At 74.5% G+C, this 20,729-nt stretch carries 13 protein-coding genes; 9 read left to right on the top strand and 4 right to left on the bottom strand.

What is annotated here, in order from left to right:
• Nucleotides 1-49 precede the first annotated feature (49 nt).
• From ACGFRB_RS21620 to ACGFRB_RS21610, 3 genes are read right to left on the bottom strand one after another with little or no spacing between them, the layout of a single operon-like run.
• Nucleotides 50-745: an enterobactin synthetase gene (locus ACGFRB_RS21620; RefSeq protein WP_393245035.1), complete on the bottom strand. Its 696-nt coding sequence runs from the start codon at nt 743-745 to the stop codon at nt 50-52.
• Between the two features lie 5 nt (nt 746-750).
• The gene (locus tag ACGFRB_RS21615) at nt 751-2,229 is read right to left on the bottom strand and encodes a class I adenylate-forming enzyme family protein (RefSeq protein WP_393245033.1); all 1,479 of its coding nucleotides are present in this window, start codon (nt 2,227-2,229) and stop codon (nt 751-753) included.
• The gene (locus ACGFRB_RS21610; protein ID WP_363006128.1) at nt 2,229-2,483 is read right to left on the bottom strand and encodes an acyl carrier protein; all 255 of its coding nucleotides are present in this window, start codon (nt 2,481-2,483) and stop codon (nt 2,229-2,231) included. Before ACGFRB_RS21610 ends, ACGFRB_RS21615 begins: the two co-directional genes overlap by 1 nt.
• Nucleotides 2,484-2,900: 417 nt before the next feature.
• Here ACGFRB_RS21610 and paaA point away from each other — a divergent pair, with 417 nt between their 5' ends.
• The 9 genes from paaA to ACGFRB_RS21565 all read left to right on the top strand — a co-directional run bounded on the left by paaA (nt 2,901) and on the right by ACGFRB_RS21565 (nt 11,835).
• Nucleotides 2,901-3,989 (top strand): 1,2-phenylacetyl-CoA epoxidase subunit PaaA, encoded by a 1,089-nt coding sequence (gene paaA, locus ACGFRB_RS21605; RefSeq protein ID WP_393245288.1) that lies wholly within the window; start codon nt 2,901-2,903, stop codon nt 3,987-3,989.
• A complete protein-coding gene (locus ACGFRB_RS21600; RefSeq protein WP_363006130.1) occupies nt 3,986-4,303 on the top strand; it encodes a 1,2-phenylacetyl-CoA epoxidase subunit B in 318 nt (105 codons plus the stop codon). Before paaA ends, ACGFRB_RS21600 begins: the two co-directional genes overlap by 4 nt.
• The gene (paaC, locus tag ACGFRB_RS21595) at nt 4,293-5,090 is read left to right on the top strand and encodes a 1,2-phenylacetyl-CoA epoxidase subunit PaaC (protein WP_393245031.1); all 798 of its coding nucleotides are present in this window, start codon (nt 4,293-4,295) and stop codon (nt 5,088-5,090) included. The genes ACGFRB_RS21600 and paaC overlap by 11 nt, the downstream gene beginning before the upstream one ends.
• Complete coding sequence (gene paaD / locus ACGFRB_RS21590; protein ID WP_393245029.1) at nt 5,087-5,587, top strand: 1,2-phenylacetyl-CoA epoxidase subunit PaaD; 501 nt, start codon at nt 5,087-5,089, stop codon at nt 5,585-5,587. The genes paaC and paaD overlap by 4 nt, the downstream gene beginning before the upstream one ends.
• Nucleotides 5,588-5,595: 8 nt before the next feature.
• Nucleotides 5,596-6,702, top strand: a complete 1,107-nt coding sequence (locus ACGFRB_RS21585) for a 2Fe-2S iron-sulfur cluster-binding protein (protein WP_393245027.1) — start codon at nt 5,596-5,598, stop codon at nt 6,700-6,702.
• Between the two features lie 94 nt (nt 6,703-6,796).
• Nucleotides 6,797-7,573 carry an SDR family oxidoreductase gene (locus tag ACGFRB_RS21580; protein WP_393245025.1) on the top strand — a complete coding sequence of 259 codons (777 nt, stop codon included), beginning with the start codon at nt 6,797-6,799 and terminating at the stop codon, nt 7,571-7,573.
• Between the two features lie 55 nt (nt 7,574-7,628).
• Nucleotides 7,629-8,477, top strand: coding sequence for a tryptophan 2,3-dioxygenase (locus ACGFRB_RS21575; RefSeq protein ID WP_393245286.1), 849 nt, complete (start codon nt 7,629-7,631; stop codon nt 8,475-8,477).
• Complete coding sequence (locus ACGFRB_RS21570; protein WP_393245023.1) at nt 8,467-9,378, top strand: alpha/beta hydrolase family protein; 912 nt, start codon at nt 8,467-8,469, stop codon at nt 9,376-9,378. The genes ACGFRB_RS21575 and ACGFRB_RS21570 overlap by 11 nt, the downstream gene beginning before the upstream one ends.
• A gap of 948 nt (nt 9,379-10,326) precedes the next feature.
• A complete protein-coding gene (locus ACGFRB_RS21565) occupies nt 10,327-11,835 on the top strand; it encodes a SulP family inorganic anion transporter (protein ID WP_393245022.1) in 1,509 nt (502 codons plus the stop codon).
• 291 nt (nt 11,836-12,126) lie between these two features.
• Here the strand turns inward: ACGFRB_RS21565 and ACGFRB_RS21560 are convergent, their stop codons facing one another.
• Complete coding sequence (locus ACGFRB_RS21560) at nt 12,127-20,490, bottom strand: type I polyketide synthase (protein ID WP_393245020.1); 8,364 nt, start codon at nt 20,488-20,490, stop codon at nt 12,127-12,129.
• Nucleotides 20,491-20,729 lie beyond the last annotated feature (239 nt).

Genomic DNA, 20,729 nt, shown 5'->3' with positions numbered 1-20,729 from the left:
CTTCCGATCCGGCAGGTCTCTCGGTCTCGCGGTCGGCGTCAGACGCCCGTCAGTCCGTGTCCGGGCCGAGTACCACGCTGAACACCCCTGGTCCGGCGGCGCGTACACGGACCCGCACCGTACGCGGCGTGGCCTCGCGGGCCGAGATCCGCAGCCACCCCGCACCGCCCGCCCCGCCCGCGCCGTCGGCCCACGCCGCACCGTCCGCTCCTGCCCGCAGATCGCGCAGCGTGCTCCCGGGGATCTCGCCCGCCAGGGTCTTCCATGCCGCCTCCTTGGCGGAGAAGAGGGCCGTTACCGGCCAGGCGCGCAGCAGGTGTTCCTCGTCTTCGCGCAGGAACAGCCGGGCCGCTCCGAACGGCAGCGGGCGGAGTTCCAGATCGCAGCCGAGCGGGGTGTCGTGGCCGGGGGCGCGGGCCACCGCGACCGCGACCCCGGCGCTGTGGGAGATCGATGCCGCCCGGCCGGGCGGGAAACACGGCAGCCGGCCCGCGCGGGGAATGTCCCCGCAGTCGAGCCCGACCGCGCGCAGCGCGCGGCGTGCGGCGAGCCGGCCCGCGAGGAACTCGGACCGGCGCCGGCCGGGCATCGGTACGATCGCCGCCGCCTCACCGGGTCCGGCGGGGGCCAGTCGGGGCTCGGTGGCGAGGGCGACGCCCAGACCGAGCCCCACCCCCTCCAACTCCTCCCGCCACACGGCCAGTCGGTCCTCGTCGAAGAGGTGGCCGGTACCCGGTGGGCGCATGACCCTCAGGCCCGCAGCAGCTTCTTGACGATCTTGCCGGCCGGGTTGCGGGGGACGAGCTCGATGAACTCCACCCGACGGGGGCGCTTGTACGGGGCCAGCAACCGCGAGACGTGCCCGAGGAGTTCGAGGGCCTCGGTACCCGGCTCGGCCACCACGTAGGCGAGGGGCACCTCCCCGTAGTCCTCGTCCGGAATCCCGACCACCGCCGCGTCCCGCACCGCCGGGTGGCCGAGCAGGGCGCGCTCGATCTCCGAGGGGTAGACGTTCTGTCCGGCCCGGATGATGAGGTCCTTGGTGCGGTCCACGAGATGGATCCGCCCCGCCTCGTCCAGGAACCCCAGGTCGCCCGTTCTGACCCAGCCGTTCAGGCCGATCTCGCGGGTGGCCTCCGGGTCGTTCCAGTACCCCCGCATCAGGCCGGGCCCGCGCACCACGATCTCGCCGGTCTCGCCGGTCGGCAGCTCCGTGCCGTCCGAGCCCACCGCGCGGGCGGACATCCCGGGGATCACCCGGCCGCAGGGGATGCGCGCCGTGACGTCCCCGGGCTCCGGGTGCTCGTCGGGGCCGAGGGTGACGAACGGGCCGCCGACCTCCGTCATGCCGTACACCTGCCGGAAGCCGCAGCCGAGGCGCCGTACGGCCTCCTCGTACACGTCGAGAGGCATGGGCGCGGCGCCGTAGAGGATCTCCCGGAGCGTGGACGGATCGAGCCGGTCCGCGCCCTTGGACTGGAGCATGAAGCGCAGCATCTGCGGGACCAGCCACATATGGGTCGCCCGGTGTCGTTCCACCGCGGCCAGCGCCCGCTGCGGGGTGAAGCCCGGCATGAGCACGATGGTCGCGCCCGCGGCCATGTAGGTGAGCGACACCACCATGCTGCCGTGGTACAGCGGGCAGCAGTTGACCATCACGATGTCGTCGGTGGGCCGGGCCGACACCAGCCAGCCCAGCGCGATGGCACGGAAGGAGGCACTGTCGACCGTGACGCCCTTGGCCTGCCCGGTGGTCGCCGAGGTGTGCAGCACGGCCACGGGGTCGATGTCGGCCACGACGGGCATGTCCCGCTCGGACGCCATCGTGCCCAGCGTCTCGAAGGCCGGCTTGTCCAGCGCGACCCGGAGTCGCACCGATGGCGGCAACTCCGTGTGACGATCCAGCAGTTCGGACTCGCCGAACACGGCGACCGCCCCGACCCGCGCCACGATGCCCTCGACCTCGGGCACGGTCAGACTGTGGTTCAGCGGCACGAACATCGCGCCGAGCCGGGCGAGCGCGAAGTAGGTCTCCAGGACCTCGATCCGGTCCTTGGAGAGCACGGCGACCCGGTCACCGCGCTCGATTCCCAGCTCCGCCATGCCCAGGGCGAGTTCGAGCGTGCGATCGTGGAACTGCTCCCAGGTGACCGCGCGCCGGTCGTCGACCAGCGCCGTACGCCCGGGAAAGCATTGCCGGTTGCGTTCCAGCAGCTGGGTCGTCCACATCAGACGCCGCCACTCGCACCGGCCGTGGAGCGCTCGGCGACGAACCGCTCGTAGTCGGCGATCGAGTGCAGCCGCTCCATGTCGTCGGCGGTGATCTCCACCCCGGCCCGCTGCTCGACCAGCAGCACGAGCCGGACGAGGTCACCCGAGTCGATGCCGCTCGCGGCGAGGTCGGTGTCGTCGGCGACCCGCTGGACGTCCGCGTACTCCTCCATGCCGGTCAGCTCGACCAGCAGCTCCCTGACGGTGATCATCTGTCGCTCCCTTTCGTTTTGGCGGACCCGCCGCCGGGCGAGGCGCCCGGCCGGTCGCCGGGTCCCCGCGTCCCACGTCTGTCACCCGAACAAGAGGCGCCCGCGCCGGACCGCAATCCCCCCGGCTCCGCGTGACGTTTGTCACGCGCCCATGCCGTGGCCTCGGGGATTGCGGGCCCGCCGCCGTGACTCTTTCCCAGTCACAGGCCGCGCCCGGGATGCCGGGCACGGCGGGCGCCGCACGCGCCCGAGACATGCCGAAGGAGTGATGCCAGTGTCCAGGCGAGGGGTCCGGCCGAAGGACGCGTACGTTCCGGGGCCGGCGGGGACCGGCCGGGGAGGCGCGGCGTGAGCGCGACAGAGTCCCCCGGCCCTACGACCGGCATCGCGACCGGGATCAGGGCAGCGACGGGAACGGTGGCCGGAACCGGAACCGAGACCGGGACCGAGGCCGATCCGCTGGAGCGGTTCGAGGCCTGGGTCGGCGCCGGCGAGGCCGTCGAACCGGGCGACTGGATGCCCGACGGCTACCGCCGCCTGATCCTCCGGCAGCTCGCCCAGCACGCCCACTCCGAGATCATCGGCATGCAGCCGGAGGGCGCCTGGCTCACCCGGGCACCCTCCCTGTACCGCAAGTCCCTGCTGATCGCGAAGGTCCAGGACGAGGCCGGCCACGGCCTGTATCTGTACTCCGCCGCCGAGACCCTGGGCGTGGACCGCGAGGACCTGCTGGACGCGCTGCACACGGGCCGCCAGCGCTTCGCGGCCACGTTCAACCACCCCGCGCTGACCTGGGCGGACACCGGCACCATCGCCTGGCTGACCGACGGCGCCGCCGTCGTCAACCAGGCCCCGATGTGCCGTATCTCGTACGGGCCCTACGCGCGGGCCATGCGGCGCGTCTGCCAGGAGGAGGCCTTCCACGTACGGCAGGGCTTCGACCTGATGCGCGCCCTGTGCGAGGGGACGCCGGAGCAGCGGGAGATGGCCCAGGACGCGGTGAACCGCTGGTGGGTACCGGCCGTCGTGCTGATGTTCGGGCCGCCCGACACCGAGGCGGGCGGCGCCGGCGGGCGGGCCGCGGAGGTCGGCGCCGCGATCTCACGCCGGGCCATGGCCTGGGGTATCAAGCGGCACACCAACGACGAACTGCGCCAGCGCTTCGTCGACGCTTGCGCCCCGCAGGCCGAACGCCTCGGCCTGACCCTGCCGGACCCCGCGATCCGCTGGAACGAGGAGCGCGGCCACTACGACTTCACCCCGGTCGATCGGGACGGCTACCAGCGAGCGCTCGGCGAGAACACCCACTGGGCCCGGCAGCGGGTCGCCCACCGGCGCACCGCGCACGAGGACGGCGCCTGGGTACGGGAGGCCGCCGCCGCGTACGCCGCCCGCACCGAGGACACCGCCGCCGACCGGGACACCACCACCCGGGGCACCGCCCGGACCGAGGGCGCCGGCGAGACCGGCACCCAGGAGAACGACCGCACGGAGGTACACGCATGAGCGGCCCGCAGCCACAGGGCGCCCCGGCGTCCTGGGAGGTCTTCCTGCGCCCCCGGCGCGGCCTGGCCCACCAGCACGTGGGCTCGGTACGCGCCTACGACCCGGACACCGCGCTGCTGCGCGCCCGCGATCTGTTCACCCGCCGCGACGAGCCGCTGTCGCTGTGGGTGGTCCGCTCCGACGGCGTGCACACCGCGTCCCCGGAGGACCGCGACCCGTACTTCGCCAACGCCCGCCACAAGCCGTACCGGTACGCGGAGCACTTCGCGCCGCTCACCACCGAGAAGGGCCCCGAAGGTGACCATGACGAGTGAGCCGGCGGACGTCCGGCTCGACCCCGACCTCGGCCTCGACCCCGATCTCGCCGTCCATCTGCTGCGCCTCGGCGACGACGCCCTCGTCCTCGGACAGCGGCTGTGCCAGTGGATCACCCGGGCCCCCACCATCGAGGAGGACCTGGCGCTGTCCAACATCGCCCTGGACCTCATCGGCCAGGCCCGGCTGCTGCTCACCCACGCCGGACGCCTCGACGGCACCGGTCGCGACGAGGACGCCCTCGCGTACACCCGTACCGGCCGGGAGTTCACCAACACCCTGCTCACCGAGCTGCCCAACGGCGATTTCGCGACCACCATCGCCCGCCAACTCGCCTACACCCACTACGCCGTCGCGTACTACGAGGCCCTGGGCGGCTCCTCGGATCCCGAGCTGGCCGCGTTCGGGCAGCGGGCCGCGAAGGAGGTCGCGTTCCACCGGCTGCACGCCGACACCTGGACCGAACGGCTCGGTCTCGGAACCCCCGAGAGCACCCGCCGGATGCGGCAGGGGCTGGAGGCGGTGTGGCCGTACACGGCGGAACTCTTCGACGAGGACGACGTGACGCGCCGTCTGGCCGCCGCCGGTGCGGCCCCCTCGCCCGCGCTGCTGCGTCCGCGATGGGAGGAGAGCACCGCCCGGGTGATCGCCCGGGCCGGACTCGACGTCCCGGCCCCGCGATGGCAGGGCCGAGGCGGCCGAACGGGCCTGCACACCGAGGAGTTCGCGTCCCTGGTGGCCGAACTCCAGTCGGTGCACCGGCAGTTCCCCGGAGGATCCTGGTGAGCGGCGCGACGGCCCTGGCGGTGGCGGAGGTACGGACGCGGGTGGCGGCCGTACCGGACCCCGAACTGCCCTTCCTCACCCTCGGCGACCTCGGCGTGATCGGCTCCGTCGCCCCCGGCGGCGACGGGCGTATCGAGGTGGAGCTCATGCCCACGTACGTGGGCTGCCCGGCCCTCGCCGCCATGGCGGCCGCGATCCAGGACGTCCTCGCGGACTGCGGCCACCCCGACGGCCGAGTCCGGCAGGTGCTGTCACCGGCGTGGTCCACAGACCGCATCACAGCCGCCGGCCGGGCCGCGCTCGCCGCCCACGGCATCGCCCCGCCGACGCCCGCACGCGGGGACGGACCGGTGCTCGTCCAGCTCGGCGAGGTCCCCTGCCCGCACTGTGGGTCCCGGGCCACCCGGCCGCACAGCGCGTTCGGCCCCTCCCGCTGTCAGTCGATGCTGCGCTGCACCGGCTGCGACGAGCTGTTCCCCCATCTGACCGCGCTGTGAGGACCCGCGTGAACTCCGCCATCTCGACCACCGTCCGCCGGCGCACCGGCTGGCACCGGCTCCCGGTCACCGCCGTCCGGCGCCTCGCCAAGGAAGCCGTCGCCGTCACCCTCGGCATCCCGGACACCCTCCGCGAGACCTTCGCGCACGAGCCCGGCGACCACGTCGTCGTCCGGCACCGCCGCGGCGGCGAGGAACTGCGCCGCAGCTACTCCGTGTGTCCCCCGCTCGAAGACCCCGGCACGCTGCGGCTGGTGATCAAGCAGGGCTCCCCGGACGGCTTCGGCGCGTACGCCCTGACCGGCCTGGCGCCCGGCGACCACCTCGAACTGGCCCCGCCCACCGGCGCCTTCCGGCTTCCCGAGCGGCCCGGTGCCCACCATGTCCTGATCGCGGGCGGCTCCGGCATCGCCCCGCTCTTCGCCATGGCCACGCACGCGCTGCGGACGGACCCGGTCTGCCGGGTCTCCCTCGTCCACTCCGTGCCCACGGCCGAGGACGCCCTGCTCGCCGACGAACTCGCCGTACTCAAGGACGAGTTCGCCGACCGGATCGCCGTGCTGCACGTCCTCACCCGGGAGGACCGCCCGCCCCTGGGCGGCCGGATCGACGCCACCGGCCTGCCGCGGCTGCTCGCCGCCCTGGACGCCCGGCCCGGCCCGGACACCACCTTCGCCCTGTGCGGACCGGCCGGCCTGACCGACCTCGCCCGCACGGTCCTGACGGGCGCGGGGGCCGACCCGGAGCTGGTCCGCTCCGAACTGTTCACCCTGGGCCGGGACGGGAGCGACACCCCGGCGGTCCGGCCCGCGCCCGAGGCGCCACCCGCCGCCGACGGCACCCGGATCACCGCCCTGTACGACGGCCGGCGCCGGGTCGTCACCGCCCGGCCCGAGGACCCGGCCCTGCTCGACACGCTGCTGCGCGACCACCCCGACGTGCCCTACGCCTGCCGCGAGGGGATCTGCGGCAGCTGCCGCGCCAAGGTCCTCGACGGCGAGGTGGCGACCGGCCCCCAGTACGCCCTGGACGCCGGACAACTGGCCGACGGCTACACGCTCGTCTGCCGCGCCACTCCGCTCGGCGCCGAGGTCACCGTCGACTTCGACGCCTGACGGCGTCCGCCGCGCCCGGTACCCACCCCGCGCCCACCCGCCCGGCAGTCACCCGCCCGGCACCCATCCCCACCCCGGAAACAAGGAGAACGTGATGACCACCCCCCTGCGCCACACGGGCAGGACCGCCCTGGTCACCGGCGGAAGCCGCGGTATCGGACGGGCCATCAGCCGTCGGCTGGCCCGCGAGGGTGCTCTGGTGGCCGTCCACTACGGACACGACGCGGAAGCGGCCGAACGCACCGTCAAGGAGGTCGAGTCCGAGGGCGGCCAGGCTTTCCCGGTCCACGCCGAACTGGGCGTGACCGGCGATGCCGACGCCCTCTGGGCCGCCTTCGACCGGGCCCTCGCCGAGCGGGGCACCGAACCCGGCCTGGACATCCTCGTCAACAACGCCGGCATCACCGTCCCCCGCCGGATCGCGGAGGTCACCGAGGCCGACTACGACCGGGTGTTCGCCATCAACACGAAGGCGCCGTTCTTCATCGTCCAGCGCGGCTTGGACCGGCTGCGCGACGGCGGCCGGATCGTGAACATCTCCTCGGTCGCCACCCGCGTCGCCTTCCCGGGGATCGTCTCCTACGCCATGACCAAGGCGGCCTTGGACTACCTCACCCTGACCCTCGCCCAGGAGCTGGGCCCGCGCGGCATCACCGTCAACAGCGTCGCCCCCGGCTACACCGAGACGGAGATCAACCCCACCCTCGCGATCCCGGAAATCCGCGAACGCTACTCGTCGGCCTCGGTGTTCGGCCGGCTGGGCGCTCCCGCGGACATCGCCGACGTCGTGTCCTTCGTGGCGAGCGACGAGGCCCGCTGGGTGACCGGCCAGTGGATCGACACCTCCGGTGGCGTCCACCTCGGCCCGTGAGTCCCGTGCCCGCCCCACCCTGTCGCACCGCCCGTCATCCCAGGAGATCCTCACCATGGACAACGGCACGTCCACACCGCTCCAGCAGGCCCCGGCCGATCTGCCGGCCGGGCCCTGCGGCGGCGCCGGCCCGTACGACGCCTACGTACGCGCCTCCGTCCTCAACAACCTTCAGCGGCCCCTCACCGACGCGCCCGACGAGATGGGATTCCTCGTCAGCACCCAGGTGATGGAGCTGTGGCTCACCCTGATCGTCCACGAGTGGCGCGCCGCGGCCTCGGCCTTCGCCAAGGACGACATCGACTCCGCCGGCGACGCCCTCGTCCGCAGCCGCCGTGCCCTGACCTCTCTCAACTCCACCTGGACCCCGCTGGCTTCTCTCACGCCCGCTCAGTTCAACGGCTTCCGGGCCGCGTTCGGCGCGGCCTCGGGATACCAGTCCGCGATGTACCGGCACTTGGAGTTCCTCCTCGGCGACAAGTCCGAGTCGCTGCTCCGCCTGCACCAGGGCGACCCCGCCGTGCACGAGACGCTCGTCGAGGCATACCACCGGCCGTCCCTGTACGACGAGGTGCTCGGCTACCTGTACCGCAGGGGCCTGCCCGTGCCGGAGCACGTACGGGACCGGGACATGACGGCGCCCTACACGGCCGACCCGGGCGTCGTGGACGTGTGGCGGCGGATCTACGCCGGTCCCCAGCGCGATCCGCTGCTGGCCCTCGGCGAACAGCTCACCGACCTGGCCGAACTGGTCCTGCGCTGGCGCTACGACCACATCATGGTGGTCCGCCGGGCCATGGGCGCCAAGGCGGGCAGCGCCGGTTCTCCCGGCCTCGTCTGGCTCGAACAGCGGGCCACGAAGGCGGTGTTCCCGGAGCTGTGGGAGGTGCGCGGTGGCCTCTAGGGAGATCTCCGACTTCGCGGCGGAGGAGGAGAGGCGGGTCCTGAGCCTGAAGCCGGCCCTCGCGCCGAAGCGCGGCCGCTACGGCGACCACCCGAACCACTCCTACGACCTCTGGCCCGCCGAGTCCGCCGAGTCCGCCGAGTCTGCCGAGTTTGCCGAGTTTGCCGAGTTTGCAGGGCCCGTCGACACCCCCGGTGCCCCGCTGGTGATCCTGCTGCACGGCGGCTACTGGCGCTATGACCGCATGCACCTCACCCCCTTCGCGGCCTACCTCGCCCAGCAGGGCTTCGACGTGCTGCTGCCCGGATTCCGCCGCTCCGGCGGGGCCGGCGGCTACCCGGAGACCTTCGACGACATCGCGCGGATCGTGGACACCCTGCCCGAAGGGCGGCCCTACCTGCTCGCCGGGCACTGCTCCGGCGGCCATCTGGCGCTGTGGTGCGCGGCCCGCGGCCTGCTGCCCGAGGACTCTGTCTGGCACACCCGCACCCTCCCGACGGGTGTGCTGGCGCTCGCCCCGATCACGGACCTCGAAGCGACCCGCCGCGACGACCTCAGTGACGGTGCCGCCGTACAACTTCTGGGTGGCATCGAGGAGTTCGAGCAGCGGATGGCCGAGGTCGACCCCCTCACCCTGCTGCGCGGGGCGGGCACCACGGGCGTACCGACGGTGCTGCTGCACGGCGCCGTGGACGAGGAGGTCCCGCTCACCCAGTTCGCCGACTACGCGGCCGTGCATCAGGACATGAGGACCGTCACGCTGCCTGGCATCGGCCACTACACGCTCATCGAGCCCGGCGCCCCCGGCGCCCGCGCGGTCGCCGACACCCTCTGGGAGATGGCCGCCGCCTTCGGCGCACACCGTCCCGGTGCCGGCGCGGGGACGATCGCGCACGGATGACCGCTTATAGGTGACCGCGTAGAGATGACCGCCACGGCCCGGGAGGGCCGGGCCGCCCGTGTCGATGCCGGGTGCGCCCGTCCTCCCGGGCCGGGTGCGTCACGCTCCTGGGGAGCCCGCGGAATTCAGGGAACTGGGCAGGGACAGCTCAAGGCCAGGGGGGGGCGCGTTCAGGCGCGCGTCGGCGCGTGAGGGTTGCACCGTGCGGCGCGCAGACAGACGCCGCGCGCTGTTTTCGGTGGTGATCGCGTCATCCTGCGGCCGTATCCGGTCGTAAACCACCCCTCCTGATGAATCGCGGCAAGCGAGGGCACGCGATGCTGTTTACTTTGCGATGACCTTCCCTTGACCTCTCGTTTGGGAAGGGTGAGGACAGTGCCTCTCCGGGGGCGCATGCGCTCACCAAGCCGACCGACCGATCGACCGACCTTCCCTCCGCATCGGCTCGCCGAGGATCCCTCTCGGTCCGTCGCCGAAGGCGCCCGCTCGTGTGCGGACGGGGCGCCTCGCCGCCGGATCCGCTTCCCGCCCACCCCGTGCCACGCCGACTCCGGGTCCCGACGACGTGACCCGAAGCGCGCCCCGGCCTGTCGAGGACGCGCGACCCGACCGCCCCACGAGGTGCGTCCCGGGTCCGCCCGGCCTTGCGTACGGCAGCCCCACACCCTGACCAGGGCCGCCGCTCCAGCACCTCCCACCCCACCGGCCGCCGGCCGCCGCCGGCCGTCCCGCGCGGCGATCCACGACGCCCGGACCCGGCACCGCGACGAACCCTCCGCGCACGCGGCGGGCGAGGTCACGTCGCCGGCCAGGCGTCCGAGGCGTACACGCTCCATCGCGCCGGCCGGACGTGCCGCCGTGCACGCGTTCGCTCCCTTCCGCACCGCTCCGACGTCCGGAAGCGGGCCCACGGCCCCGCTTCCGTCGAGACCCTCTGGGGGGACACCCATGTCCTTTTCCCGATCTCCTTTCTCCCGCCAGGACATACGGCAGGACTTCGCCGCCTCGCTCGTCGTCTTCCTCGTCGCCCTCCCGCTCTGCGTCGGGGTGGCCGTCGCCTCCGGCGTGCCCGCCGAACTCGGTCTGATCACCGGCATCGTGGGCGGCCTCGTCACCGGCATGATGCGCGGCAGCAGTCTTCAGGTCTCCGGCCCGGCCGCCGGTCTCACCGTGCTGGTCGCGGAGGCCGTCCGGACCTTCGGACTGCCCGTCCTCGGTGCGATCGTGCTGCTGGCCGGGCTCCTGCAGATCGGCATGGGCCTGCTGCGCTGGGGGCGCTGGTTCCGGGCGATCTCCCTCTCCGTCGTCGAGGGGATGCTCGCCGGGATCGGCCTCGTGATCATCGCGGGCCAGCTCTACGCGGCGGCCGGACTGACCGCGCCCCACTCGGGGCTCGCCAAACTGGTGGAACTGCCCGGCGCCCTGGCCGGCGCGCCGGCGGACACCGTGCCCCTGACCTCCCTCGCCGTCGCCGCCGGAACCGTCGCCGTGGTCGTGCTGTGGCGAAGGCTGCCGCGCCGGGTGCGGGCGGTGCCGGGGGCGCTGGTGGCGGTCCTGCTGGCCGCCGGGGTGACCGCGGCGGCCGGTCTGCCGGTCGCCACGGTGCGGGTGGGCGGGGTGGTGGACGCCGTACGGCTGCCCGGCGCCGACGCCTTCACGGGCCTCGCCGACCCGGCACTGCTCGGCACGGTGCTGGCCTTCGCGCTGATCGCCTCCGCGGAGTCGCTGTTCAGCGCGGCGGCCGTCGACCGGCTGCACACCGGGCCGCGTACGGAGTACGACAAGGAACTCGTCGCCCAAGGAGTGGGCAACACCGTGTGCGGACTGCTCGGCGCCCTGCCGCTGACGGCGGTCATCGTGCGCAGCTCGGCCAACGTCGAGGCCGGCGCCCGGACCAAGGCGTCCCGGGTGCTGCACGGGGTGTGGCTGCTGCTCTTCGCGGCCGCGCTGCCCGCCGTCCTCGCGTACATCCCGCTCGCGGCCCTCGCCGGGATCCTTGTCCACGCGGGCTGGAAGCTGATCCCGTTCCGGGGGCTCGCGGCGCTCTGGCGCACCCATCGCGGCGAGGCGTTCGTGCTCGTCGCGACGGCGGTGGCGATCGTCGCGGCCGGCATGTTCGAAGGCGTGCTGATCGGGCTCGTCCTGTCGGTGGCGAAGGCCGCCTGGGAGGCGTCCCATCTGCGGGTGGAACACCACGACGACGGCCACGACGGGATACGGGTCCGCGTCGTCGGGACGGTGAACTTCCTGCGCCTGCCCCAGGTGCTCGACAGCCTGGAGAGCCTGCCCGGCGACCGCCGGATCGTCCTGGACCTCTCCGGCGTCCACCACCTCGACCACGCGTGCCGCGCCGCTCTGCACGCCTGGGCCGACCGGCACAACGCCCTCGGCTCCGCGTCCGTGCGGCTGCACGCCCTCCCGGAACTCTCACGCGAGGAGCGGGCCGGGGCGGGGTGAACCCGCAGGCGCCCGCCCGCCGCTGACGCCCCTTCTCCATCGGCTCGCGAGGACGGACGGCCGGGACACCCCGGCCGTCGCCTCAAGCCGTACCGCCCCCGGATCGAGAGGGTGGTGGATCCCGCTCGGCTTCTGATCGTCGCGGGTGGAAACCCGCTCACCGGGGCCCTCCCGCGCCTGATCCGTCCCTTGATCCGGCGAGGCGGGGCGAGCCGCGCCGGGTCGGGGAGGGGGCCGGGCAAGAAGCGCGGATGACGGAGCGGGCTGACGCGCGCACCCGAAGGCGGGGGTTCACGGCTTGGCCGTCCCAAGTGCCGTATCCCGCTCACCGAGCCACCGGTGGACGGCGAGCGCGGTGGTACGGGCATGCTCCTCCAGCAGGGTGAAGTGGTCCCCGGGCGCGGTGAGCGCGGTGTGGGGGAGGCTCCACTCCGGGGCGGGTACGGTGTCGGGCAGCGGGTCCCGGGCACGTACGTACAGGGTGGGGCAGGCGAGCGGCGCGGGCCGCCAGTCGTCGAAGAGCTCGAAGTAGCCGGCCATGGCGGTGAGCCGGTCCGGTTCGGCGGAGGCGAACTCCGCCGCCCGGCGCAGCATGTCCGTCGTCATCGCGGAGAGCGCCCGGTCCCGGTCGTCGTGACCCGGGGGATAGGTGTCCACCAGGACGACGGCCGCCGGAGCGAACCCCTCCGCCGCCAGCCGCTCCGCCACGGCATGGGCCACCCAGCCGCCCGCCGACCTGCCCAGCAGGACCGGGGGGCCGTCGGACGAGGCCTTGCGGACCGCGGCGGCGTGCGCGGTGACGAGCGCGTCCAGGGTGGCGGGCAGGGTCTCTCCGGGCTCGAATCCCGGGTGCCGCAGCGCGGCTGCCGGCCGCAGGCCCCGCAGCCCGGCGCCGAGGCGCGCGTACTCCTGCGGTCCGGAGAGCGCGCTGAGCGCGGGGCAGCAGAGCAGTCGAGTGCCCGCGCCGCCCGTCGCGAGGGGGACGGGCGCGCGTGCCGCTTCCGCCGCCCCGGAGCCGTCGAAGACCGGGCGCAGGCGCGCCGCCATGGTGAGGAGCGCCATGCCGTCCCAGCTCCGTCCCTGGGCGCACGCGGTACGGAAGAGCGTGCCGAGGGAGTCGGACGTGGCGTCGGGGACTCGTGATGGGGCGCCCACGGCCGGACCCGCCTGACCCGCCGGGGGAGCCGGCTCCCGGCGGGCTGCTTCCGGTTTGTCCGCCCCCGGCCCGTCCCCGCCGTCCTCGGCGGTGGCGGCGTACCGCTGATCCAGCTCCGTGGCGAGGGCGCGCGGGGTCGGGAAGTCGAACAGAAGGGTGGACGGCAGGGGCAGCCCCGTGGCCGCGGCGAGCGCGTTGCGCAGTTCGACCGCCGCCAGGGAGTCGAGCCCCAGGTCCGCGAGCAGGGTGTCCGCATCGATCTCGTCCGCCTCCTCCCCGTGGCCCAGGGCGCGGGCCGCCAGGGCCTGGACCGTCGCGAGCAGCACCCCGGGCCGCTCACCGGGGGACGCCGCCGTGAGCGCCCGGCGAGGACTCCCGCCGCCCTCGCGTTCGTCGCCTCCGCCGTTTCCCGAAGGGGCGGCGGGCCGGGGCGTGGACGGGACGAGCCGGGCCGCCACCACTACGGGTTCGTCGCCGGCCATCGCAGCGTCGAAGAGGGCCAGGCCCTCCTCCGGTCCGAGCGGGGCGAACCCGGAGCGGGCCATCCGGCGCAGATCCGTATCGCCCAGATGCGCCATCATGCCGTCGTCCTGGCGCCAAGGCCCCCAGACGATCGACGTACCCGGCAGTCCCAGCCGCCGCCGGTGGTGGGCGAGGGCGTCCAACGCGCAGTTGGCGGCGGCGTAGTTGGCCTGACCGGCGGAGCCGAAGGTGCCCGCGATCGAGGAGAACAAAGCGAAGAGTCGCAACTCGGGCATATCGCGGGTCAGTTCGTGCAGCGCGAGAGCGGCGTCCGCCTTGGGGCGCAGCACCCGGCTCAGCCGCTCGCCGGTGAGCGCCTGGACGACACCGTCGTCCAGGACCCCCGCGGTGTGGACGACCCCGGTCAGCGGGTGGGCCGCCGGCACCGCGCGGAGCAGCGCGGCGAGCGCGGTCCGGTCCGCGACGTCGCAGGCGCGCACGGTCACCCGGGCTCCCGCCGCCCGAAGTTCCGCGGCAAGCTCCCGCGCCCCCGGGGCATCGGCCCCTCGCCGCCCGGCGAGCAGCAGATGCCGGACCCCGTGGGCGACGACCAGATGCCGCGCCACCAGCGCGCCCAGGGAACCGGTGCCGCCGGTGACCAGAACGGTGCCGTCCGGGTCGAGCGTTCGGCGGGTACGGACTTCCGGCGTGATGGGCAGCGGTGTCAACTGCGGTACGTACACCGTGCCTTGGCGTAGCACTGCCTCCGGCACCGAGGCTGCCGCGAGCGAGGGCAGCGCACGCCAGGATGCCGGAGCCCCGTCCACATCGATCAGCGCGAAGCGGTCCGGGTTCTCCCGCAAGGCCGAGCGGAGCAGCCCCCACGTCGGCGCGTGCGAGGACATCGATGCCTCTGCCTCGTCGGCCCGGCCCGTGTGCGCAGCGCCGGAGGTGACGAGGACGAGCCGGGAGCCCGCCAACTCCGTTCGTTTCAGCCACTCTTGCGTGAGCCTCAGCGCCCACTCGGTCACCCGAAGCAGCTCGGCGGCCCGGTCGCCGGGCTCGTCGCCGTCGGAGGCACCGGACGGCGGGCACACCGCCACCACGAAGACCGCCGATCCATCGCACTCCGACAGGTCGCTGTACACCGGAACACCCGATCCCGGTGGCGCGAGCGTGTTCATCGGCCCGCTGTCCGCCGTGCGCAGCACCCCCCAGCGCGGCGTCTCCGCGGGTGACGTGGGCAATGCCGTCGGGCGAGGGTTCCACTCGTACCGATGGAGTACGGCGGGGGCGGCGGCGCCCGCCCCCGTCGAGCCGTCACGCGGCAGGGGCCGGAGCGCCAGCGAGCGGATCGTGGCCACCGGTGCTCCCGCCGCGTCGGTCAGCTCCACTGCGGCCTGCCCGTCGGGCCCGGGAGACACCCGTACGCGGACGTGCCGGACGCCGCGTGCGTGGACGCGTACCCCGCTGAACGCGAACGGCAGGGCCACCCCGTCGGCCTCCGGCCCCGTCGCTTCGGGAGCAGAGCCGGTCACGTGGTCCAGGGCCAGGGCGTGCAACGCCGCGTCGAGCAAAGCCGGATGCAGGACGAACCGCGATCCCTCCGCCCCGGAGAGCGGATCTTGGACCGCTTCCTCGGGCAGGGCGGCCTCGGCGTACAACTCCGCCCCGTGCCGCCAGACGGCCCGCAGCCCCTGGAAAGCGGGTCCGTACCGCAGGCCGCCTTCGGCCAGCCGCTCGTACGGTCCCGCTCCGGCCCCCTCCCCATCGGCGAACAGCGCGACCGCCCCCTCGGGCGGCCAGGATCCGCCGTCTGCCGTCTTCTCGGCCACGGCGGCCGGTTGCGCCGGTGACAGGGTTCCGGTGGCGTTGCGGACCCAGGGCCCGTCGGCCGCCGAGGCGTCCGGTCGAGAATGGAAGAGCACGGTCCGCCGGCCCGTGCCGTCCGGCCCGGTCACCTTCACCTGCACGGCGACGGCCCCGTCCACGGGCAGGACCAGCGGTGCGGTCAGAACCAGTTCGTCCAGGGCGGCCGCGCCCACCGAGGCACCGGCGTGCAGAGCCATGTCGACGAAGGCCGCGCCTGGCAGCAGGATCTCCCCGGCCACCTCGTGGTCGGCGAGCCACGGTTGGTCGCGCACCGCGAGCACCCCGCTCAGCAGCAGCCCGTCGTCGTCGGCGGTGCGGGTGGCCGACCGGAGGAACGGATGCGGCGGACGGCCGGTCCCGGCGGCCCCGGCCGACGGCTCCGGACCGGGGGCCGGGGCGGGCACCGGGTCGGGGTCCAGCCAGTACCGGCGGCGCTGGAAGGCGTACGTGGGCAGGGGGACGCGCCGCCCGCCGCGTCCGGCGAACACGGCCCGCCAGTCGACGGGTGTCCCGTGGGCGTGCAGCGCGGCCAGCGTGTCGAGCAGGGCCTCCGGCTCCGGACGAGACCGGCGCAAGGTCGGCAGGACGAGCGGCACCGGGGACACGCCGGACACGCCGGACGCGCCGAACGCGGCGAGACAGTCGCGCACCGGACCGGTGAGCGCCCCATCGGGCCCCAACTCGACGTAATGCGTGGCACCTTGTTCGGCCAGCCGCGCGATCGAATCGGCAAACCGCACCGGACGGCGGACATGGTCCACCCAGAACTCGGGGCGGCGCAGCTCCTCCTCGGTGGCCGCCCGGCCGCCCTCCAGCGCCGTCACCAGCGGCAACCGGGGCGCGGCGAAGGCCAGATGACGCAGCACGTCCGCGAAGTCCGCGAGCATCGGCTCCATCCGGGCGGAGTGGAAGGCGTGGCTTACCCGGAGCGGTGTCACCGCGCGTCCCCGCTCCCGGAAGAACGCGGTGACCTCCCGCACCGCGGCCTCGTCGCCGGAGAGAGTCACCGCTGTGGGCCCGTTGATCGCGGCGATCTCCACCAAGGACCCGGCCCCGGTCCCGGCCCCTGGCCCATACCTGGCTGTGGCGAGGTGGGCCGCCACCTCGTCCGCGCCCGCGGCCACCGCGACCATCGCGCCCCCCTCGGGCAGGGTGTCCATCAGCCGGCCCCGGGCCGCGATCAGCGCGCACGCGTCCGCGAGGGACAGCACCCCGGCGACGTGCGCCGCCGTCACCTCGCCCACCGAGTGGCCGGCCACCAGTCCGGGGCGTACCCCCCACGCCTCGAACTGCCGGAACAGGGCTGTCTCCAGGGTGAAGAGTGCCGGCTGCGCGTACCGGGTGGAGTCCAGCAGCGCCGCCTCCTGCGTACCGGGCTCGGCGAAGACGACATCCCGCAGCGGCACGGGAAGCAGTGGATCGAGCAGGGCACAGCACGCGTCCCACGCCTCGGCGAAGGCCGGATGAAGATCACGCGCCGCGTGCAACTCGCGGCCCATGCCCAGGCGTTGGCTGCCCTGGCCGGTGAACAGTACGGCGACCGGACCGTGCCGGCGTGAGGTGCCCGTGTGTACCCCGGGGGCGGTGCCGCCCTCCGCCACGGCCCGCAGGCAGCCGAGCAGCCCGGCCCGGTCGCGGGCCACCACCACGGCCCGGTGCTCGAAGGCCGTGCGGGTGGTGGCGAGCGCGTACCCGAGGTCCGCCGGCGTCGCGCCGGCATCGGCCGCCACCCGGTCGTACAGCCGTCGCGCCTGCTCCCGCAGCGCCGGCGCGCTCCTGGCCGACACCGGGCAGGCCACCGCGGTGTCCGGTCCGCCGCGCGGCCCCCGCTCTTCCGCCGCCTTGCCGTCCTTTCCTCGCGGCGCCTCTTCCAGCACCACATGGGCGTTGGTGCCGCTGATACCGAACGAGGACACTCCCGCCCGGCGTGGCCGGTCCGAGGCGGGCCACTCCACCGCCTCGGTCAGCAGCCGGAGGGGCGCCGACGACCAGTCGACCCGGGGGGTCGGCTCGGCGGCGTGCAGCGTGCGCGGCAGGGTGCCGTGTCGCATCGCCTGCACCATCTTGATCACCCCGGCCACCCCGGCGGCGGCCTGCGTGTGGCCGATGTTCGACTTCACCGACCCCAGCCGCAGGGGGAGTTGCCCCGTCTGCCGCCCGTACGTCGCGAAGAACGCCTCCGCCTCGATGACATCTCCCAGCCGGGTGCCGGTGCCATGGGCCTCCACCGCGTCGATGTCCCCGGGCGTCAGCCCCGCGTCCGCGAGGGCCTGCCGGATCACCCGCTGCTGCGCCGGACCGTGCGGTGCGGTCAGCCCGTTGCTCGCCCCGTCCTGGTTCACCGCCGAGCCGCGCACCACGGCCAGCACCGGAAGTCCCGCGCGGAGCGCCTCGGACCGCCGGCTCAGCAGCAGCATCCCGGCGCCCTCGGCCCACCCCGTGCCGTCGGCGCCCGCGCCGAACGCCTTGCAGCGGCCGTCCGGGGCCAGCGCCCCCTGGCGGCTGAACTCCACGAACGACGAGGGCCCCGACATCACCGTGGCGCCGCCGGCCAGCGCGTACGCGCACTCGCCCCGGCGCAGCGCCTGGGCCGCCAGATGCAGGGCGACCAGGGAGGAGGAGCAGGCCGTGTCCACGGTGAGGGCCGGGCCTTCGAGGCCGAGGGTGTAGGCGATCCGGCCGGAGGCGACGCTTCCGGCGTTGCCGAGGCCGAGGTACCCCTCGGCCCGCTCGGGCGTCGTCGCCAGCCGGCGGGCGTAGTCGCTGTACATCAGCCCGACGTACACCCCGGTCGCCGAGCCGCGCAGGGCGCCGGGGACGAGACCGGCGTGCTCGAAGGCCTCCCAGGCCACTTCGAGCAGCAGCCGGTGCTGCGGGTCCATCGCCAGGGCTTCGCGGGGCGAGATGCCGAAGAAGCCGGGGTCGAAGCGGTCCGCGCCGGTCAGGAAGCCCCCCTCGCGTACGTATGTCCGGCCCGGCCGGGTGGGATCCGGGTCGTACAGTGCCTCGGTGTCCCAGCCCCGGTCGGTGGGAAAGGGGCCGATGGCGTCCCGGCCACCGGCCACCAGCTGCCACAGCTCCTCGGGGGAGGCCACGTCCCCGGGGTAGCGGCAGGCCATTCCCACGATCACCACGGGGTCGTCGCCCGGCCGCACCGTGCTCCGGGCGGCGGCGGGCCCGTCGGGAGCCGGTCCGGTGGCGCTCCGCTCGGCGAGGCGGGAAGCGAGATGGGCGGTGAGCGCGGCGGCCGTGGGGAAGTCGAAGGCCACGGCCTCGGAGAGGGGCAGACCGGTGGCCGCCGAAAGCCGCTCGCGCAGCACCGTCGCGGTCAGCGAGTCCATGCCCAAGTCCCGCAGCGCGACGGTCGGTTCCACCGACTCGGGCGCGCGGCCCAGTACGGCGGCGACCTCGCCCCGTACCAGGGCCAGGAGGTCCGCCGTCGCCGACCCGGCGGCCCGGGCGTCGAGCGGTCCCGCGGCCCGTGCGTCGAGCGGCCGGGCGGGCAGGCCGGGGAGCTCCCGCCGGACGATCTTCCCGGAGGCGGTACGGGGCAGCTCGTTCACCTCGAACAGCTCGACCGGCACCTTGGCGGCGGACAGCTCCGCACGGCAGGCGGCGAGGATCCGCCCCCGGTCCGGCAGGACGCCACCGGGCCCGGGAACCAGATAGGCGACCGGCACCTCGCCGAAGGCGGGATGCGGGCGGCCCGCCACGGCGGCGTCCGCCACCCCGGGAATCCGGCGCAGCACGGCCTCGATCTCGGCGGGATGGACGTTCACCCCGCCTCGGATGATCAGCTCGCTCACCCGGCCGGTGAGGGTGAGGGCGCCGGCGGCCCCGATCCTGGCCAGGTCGCCGGTACGGAACCAGCCCTCGCGCAGCACCTCCGCCGTGGCCTTGGGCCGGCCGTGGTAACCCGCCATGATTCCGGGCCCGTTGACCCACAACTCGCCCTCGCCGGTGTCCCGGCCGTCGGGTCCCCCGCCGACCCGGACCCGGGTGCCGGGAATCACCCGGCCGCACCCGCCGTCCGCCTCGTCCGCCGCCGCCCTCGCCGCGCGGCCCGGGGCCGGCATGGTGACCGGGCCCGCCTCCGTGCTGCCGTAGTGCTCCAGATAGGGGACACGGCAGATCGCCTCGAAGGACTCCCGGAAGCCGGGCCCGGCCGCCGCGCCGCCGCTGACGCATCCGCGCAGCGTGGCAGAGCCGAGACCGCCGCCACGGCCGCCCGCGCCGTGCTCCTCGTCCTCCTCCCGGACCACTTCGAGCAGTGCCGCGAACGTGGTCGGCACTCCGCCGAGCAGGGTGAACGAAGCATCCTCGCACCGCAGTTCATCGAGGACGCCCGCCACCGTGAACCGGGGAAGGAGCCATGCGCTCGCCCCCACCGAGATCACCCCGAGGAAGCACACCACCTGGCTCATCGCGTGATGGAGGGGCAACGGCCAGAGCACCCGGTCCCGTTCGGACAGGCCCAGGACGCCGACGAGGCCCGCGGCGACCGGTGCGAGGCGGTTGCGCTGGGTGGACAGCACGCCCTTGGGGGTGCCGGAGGATCCCGACGTGTAGAGCAGCCAGGCCACTTCGTCCAGGCCGAGATCGTCCCGGGCCGGTGTCCGGGGCGGTGTGCCCGCCAACTCCTCGTACCGCAGGACACCTTGAGGGCGCCGGCCCGGGTGCGGCTCCGGGCGCGAGACGCCGGAAGCCCCACCCCCGGGCTCGTCCCCGGATCCGCCCCCGGTTTCCTCCTCGGCGCCGCCCTCGGCCGCCACCACGGTCAGCCCGCCGCGCCGCACCAGCGACGGCCGACGCGCCAGACAGGCGCCGTCGGTGACGAGCGCCCGCGCCCCGCAGTCGTCCAGCAGCCGGGCCAGTTCCTCCTCGGAGCTTCCCGGGTCCAGAGGCACGCCCACGCCGCTCGCCCGGGTGACGGCGAGCAGACTCTCGACCGCCTCGACCCGGTTGCCGAGCAGCACGGCCACGCGGTCGCCACGCGCCACGCCGAGGTCCGCCAGATGACCGGCCAGCCGCCCGGTCCGCCCCTCCAGCTCCCGGTAGGTCACCCGGCGGAGCCGGTCCTCGAAGCAGACCTTGTCGCCGAGACGCCGGGCATGCTCACCGAGCAGCTGTGGCAGTGGCCGGACGACGCCGGCGTGCGTATCCACCGCATGACCTCCTAGAGACGTACCCGCCGTGCAGAACGAGGGTGCGGAGGGCCGGGTTCCTGCCGGAGAAGGGTGAATCGCCGCGCCGGGCGGGCCGCGTGGACGCCGCCCCGGGCGATCGGCGCGCGTCCGGGTCCCGTAGGGTGCGCGCCGGGTGTCCGGCCGTACGGCCGCGCCGCCCGGCCGTACGGGAGAAGATCGCCCGGCGGTGCGGACACGACTTTCGAACACGGGGACCG

This window comes from Streptomyces sp. NPDC048718 (assembly GCF_043198875.1).
Classification (GTDB): Bacteria; Actinomycetota; Actinomycetes; order Streptomycetales; family Streptomycetaceae; genus Streptomyces.
The sequence above is the reverse complement of the archived record's forward strand: the minus strand, read 5'-3'. Positions and strand labels throughout refer to the sequence as shown.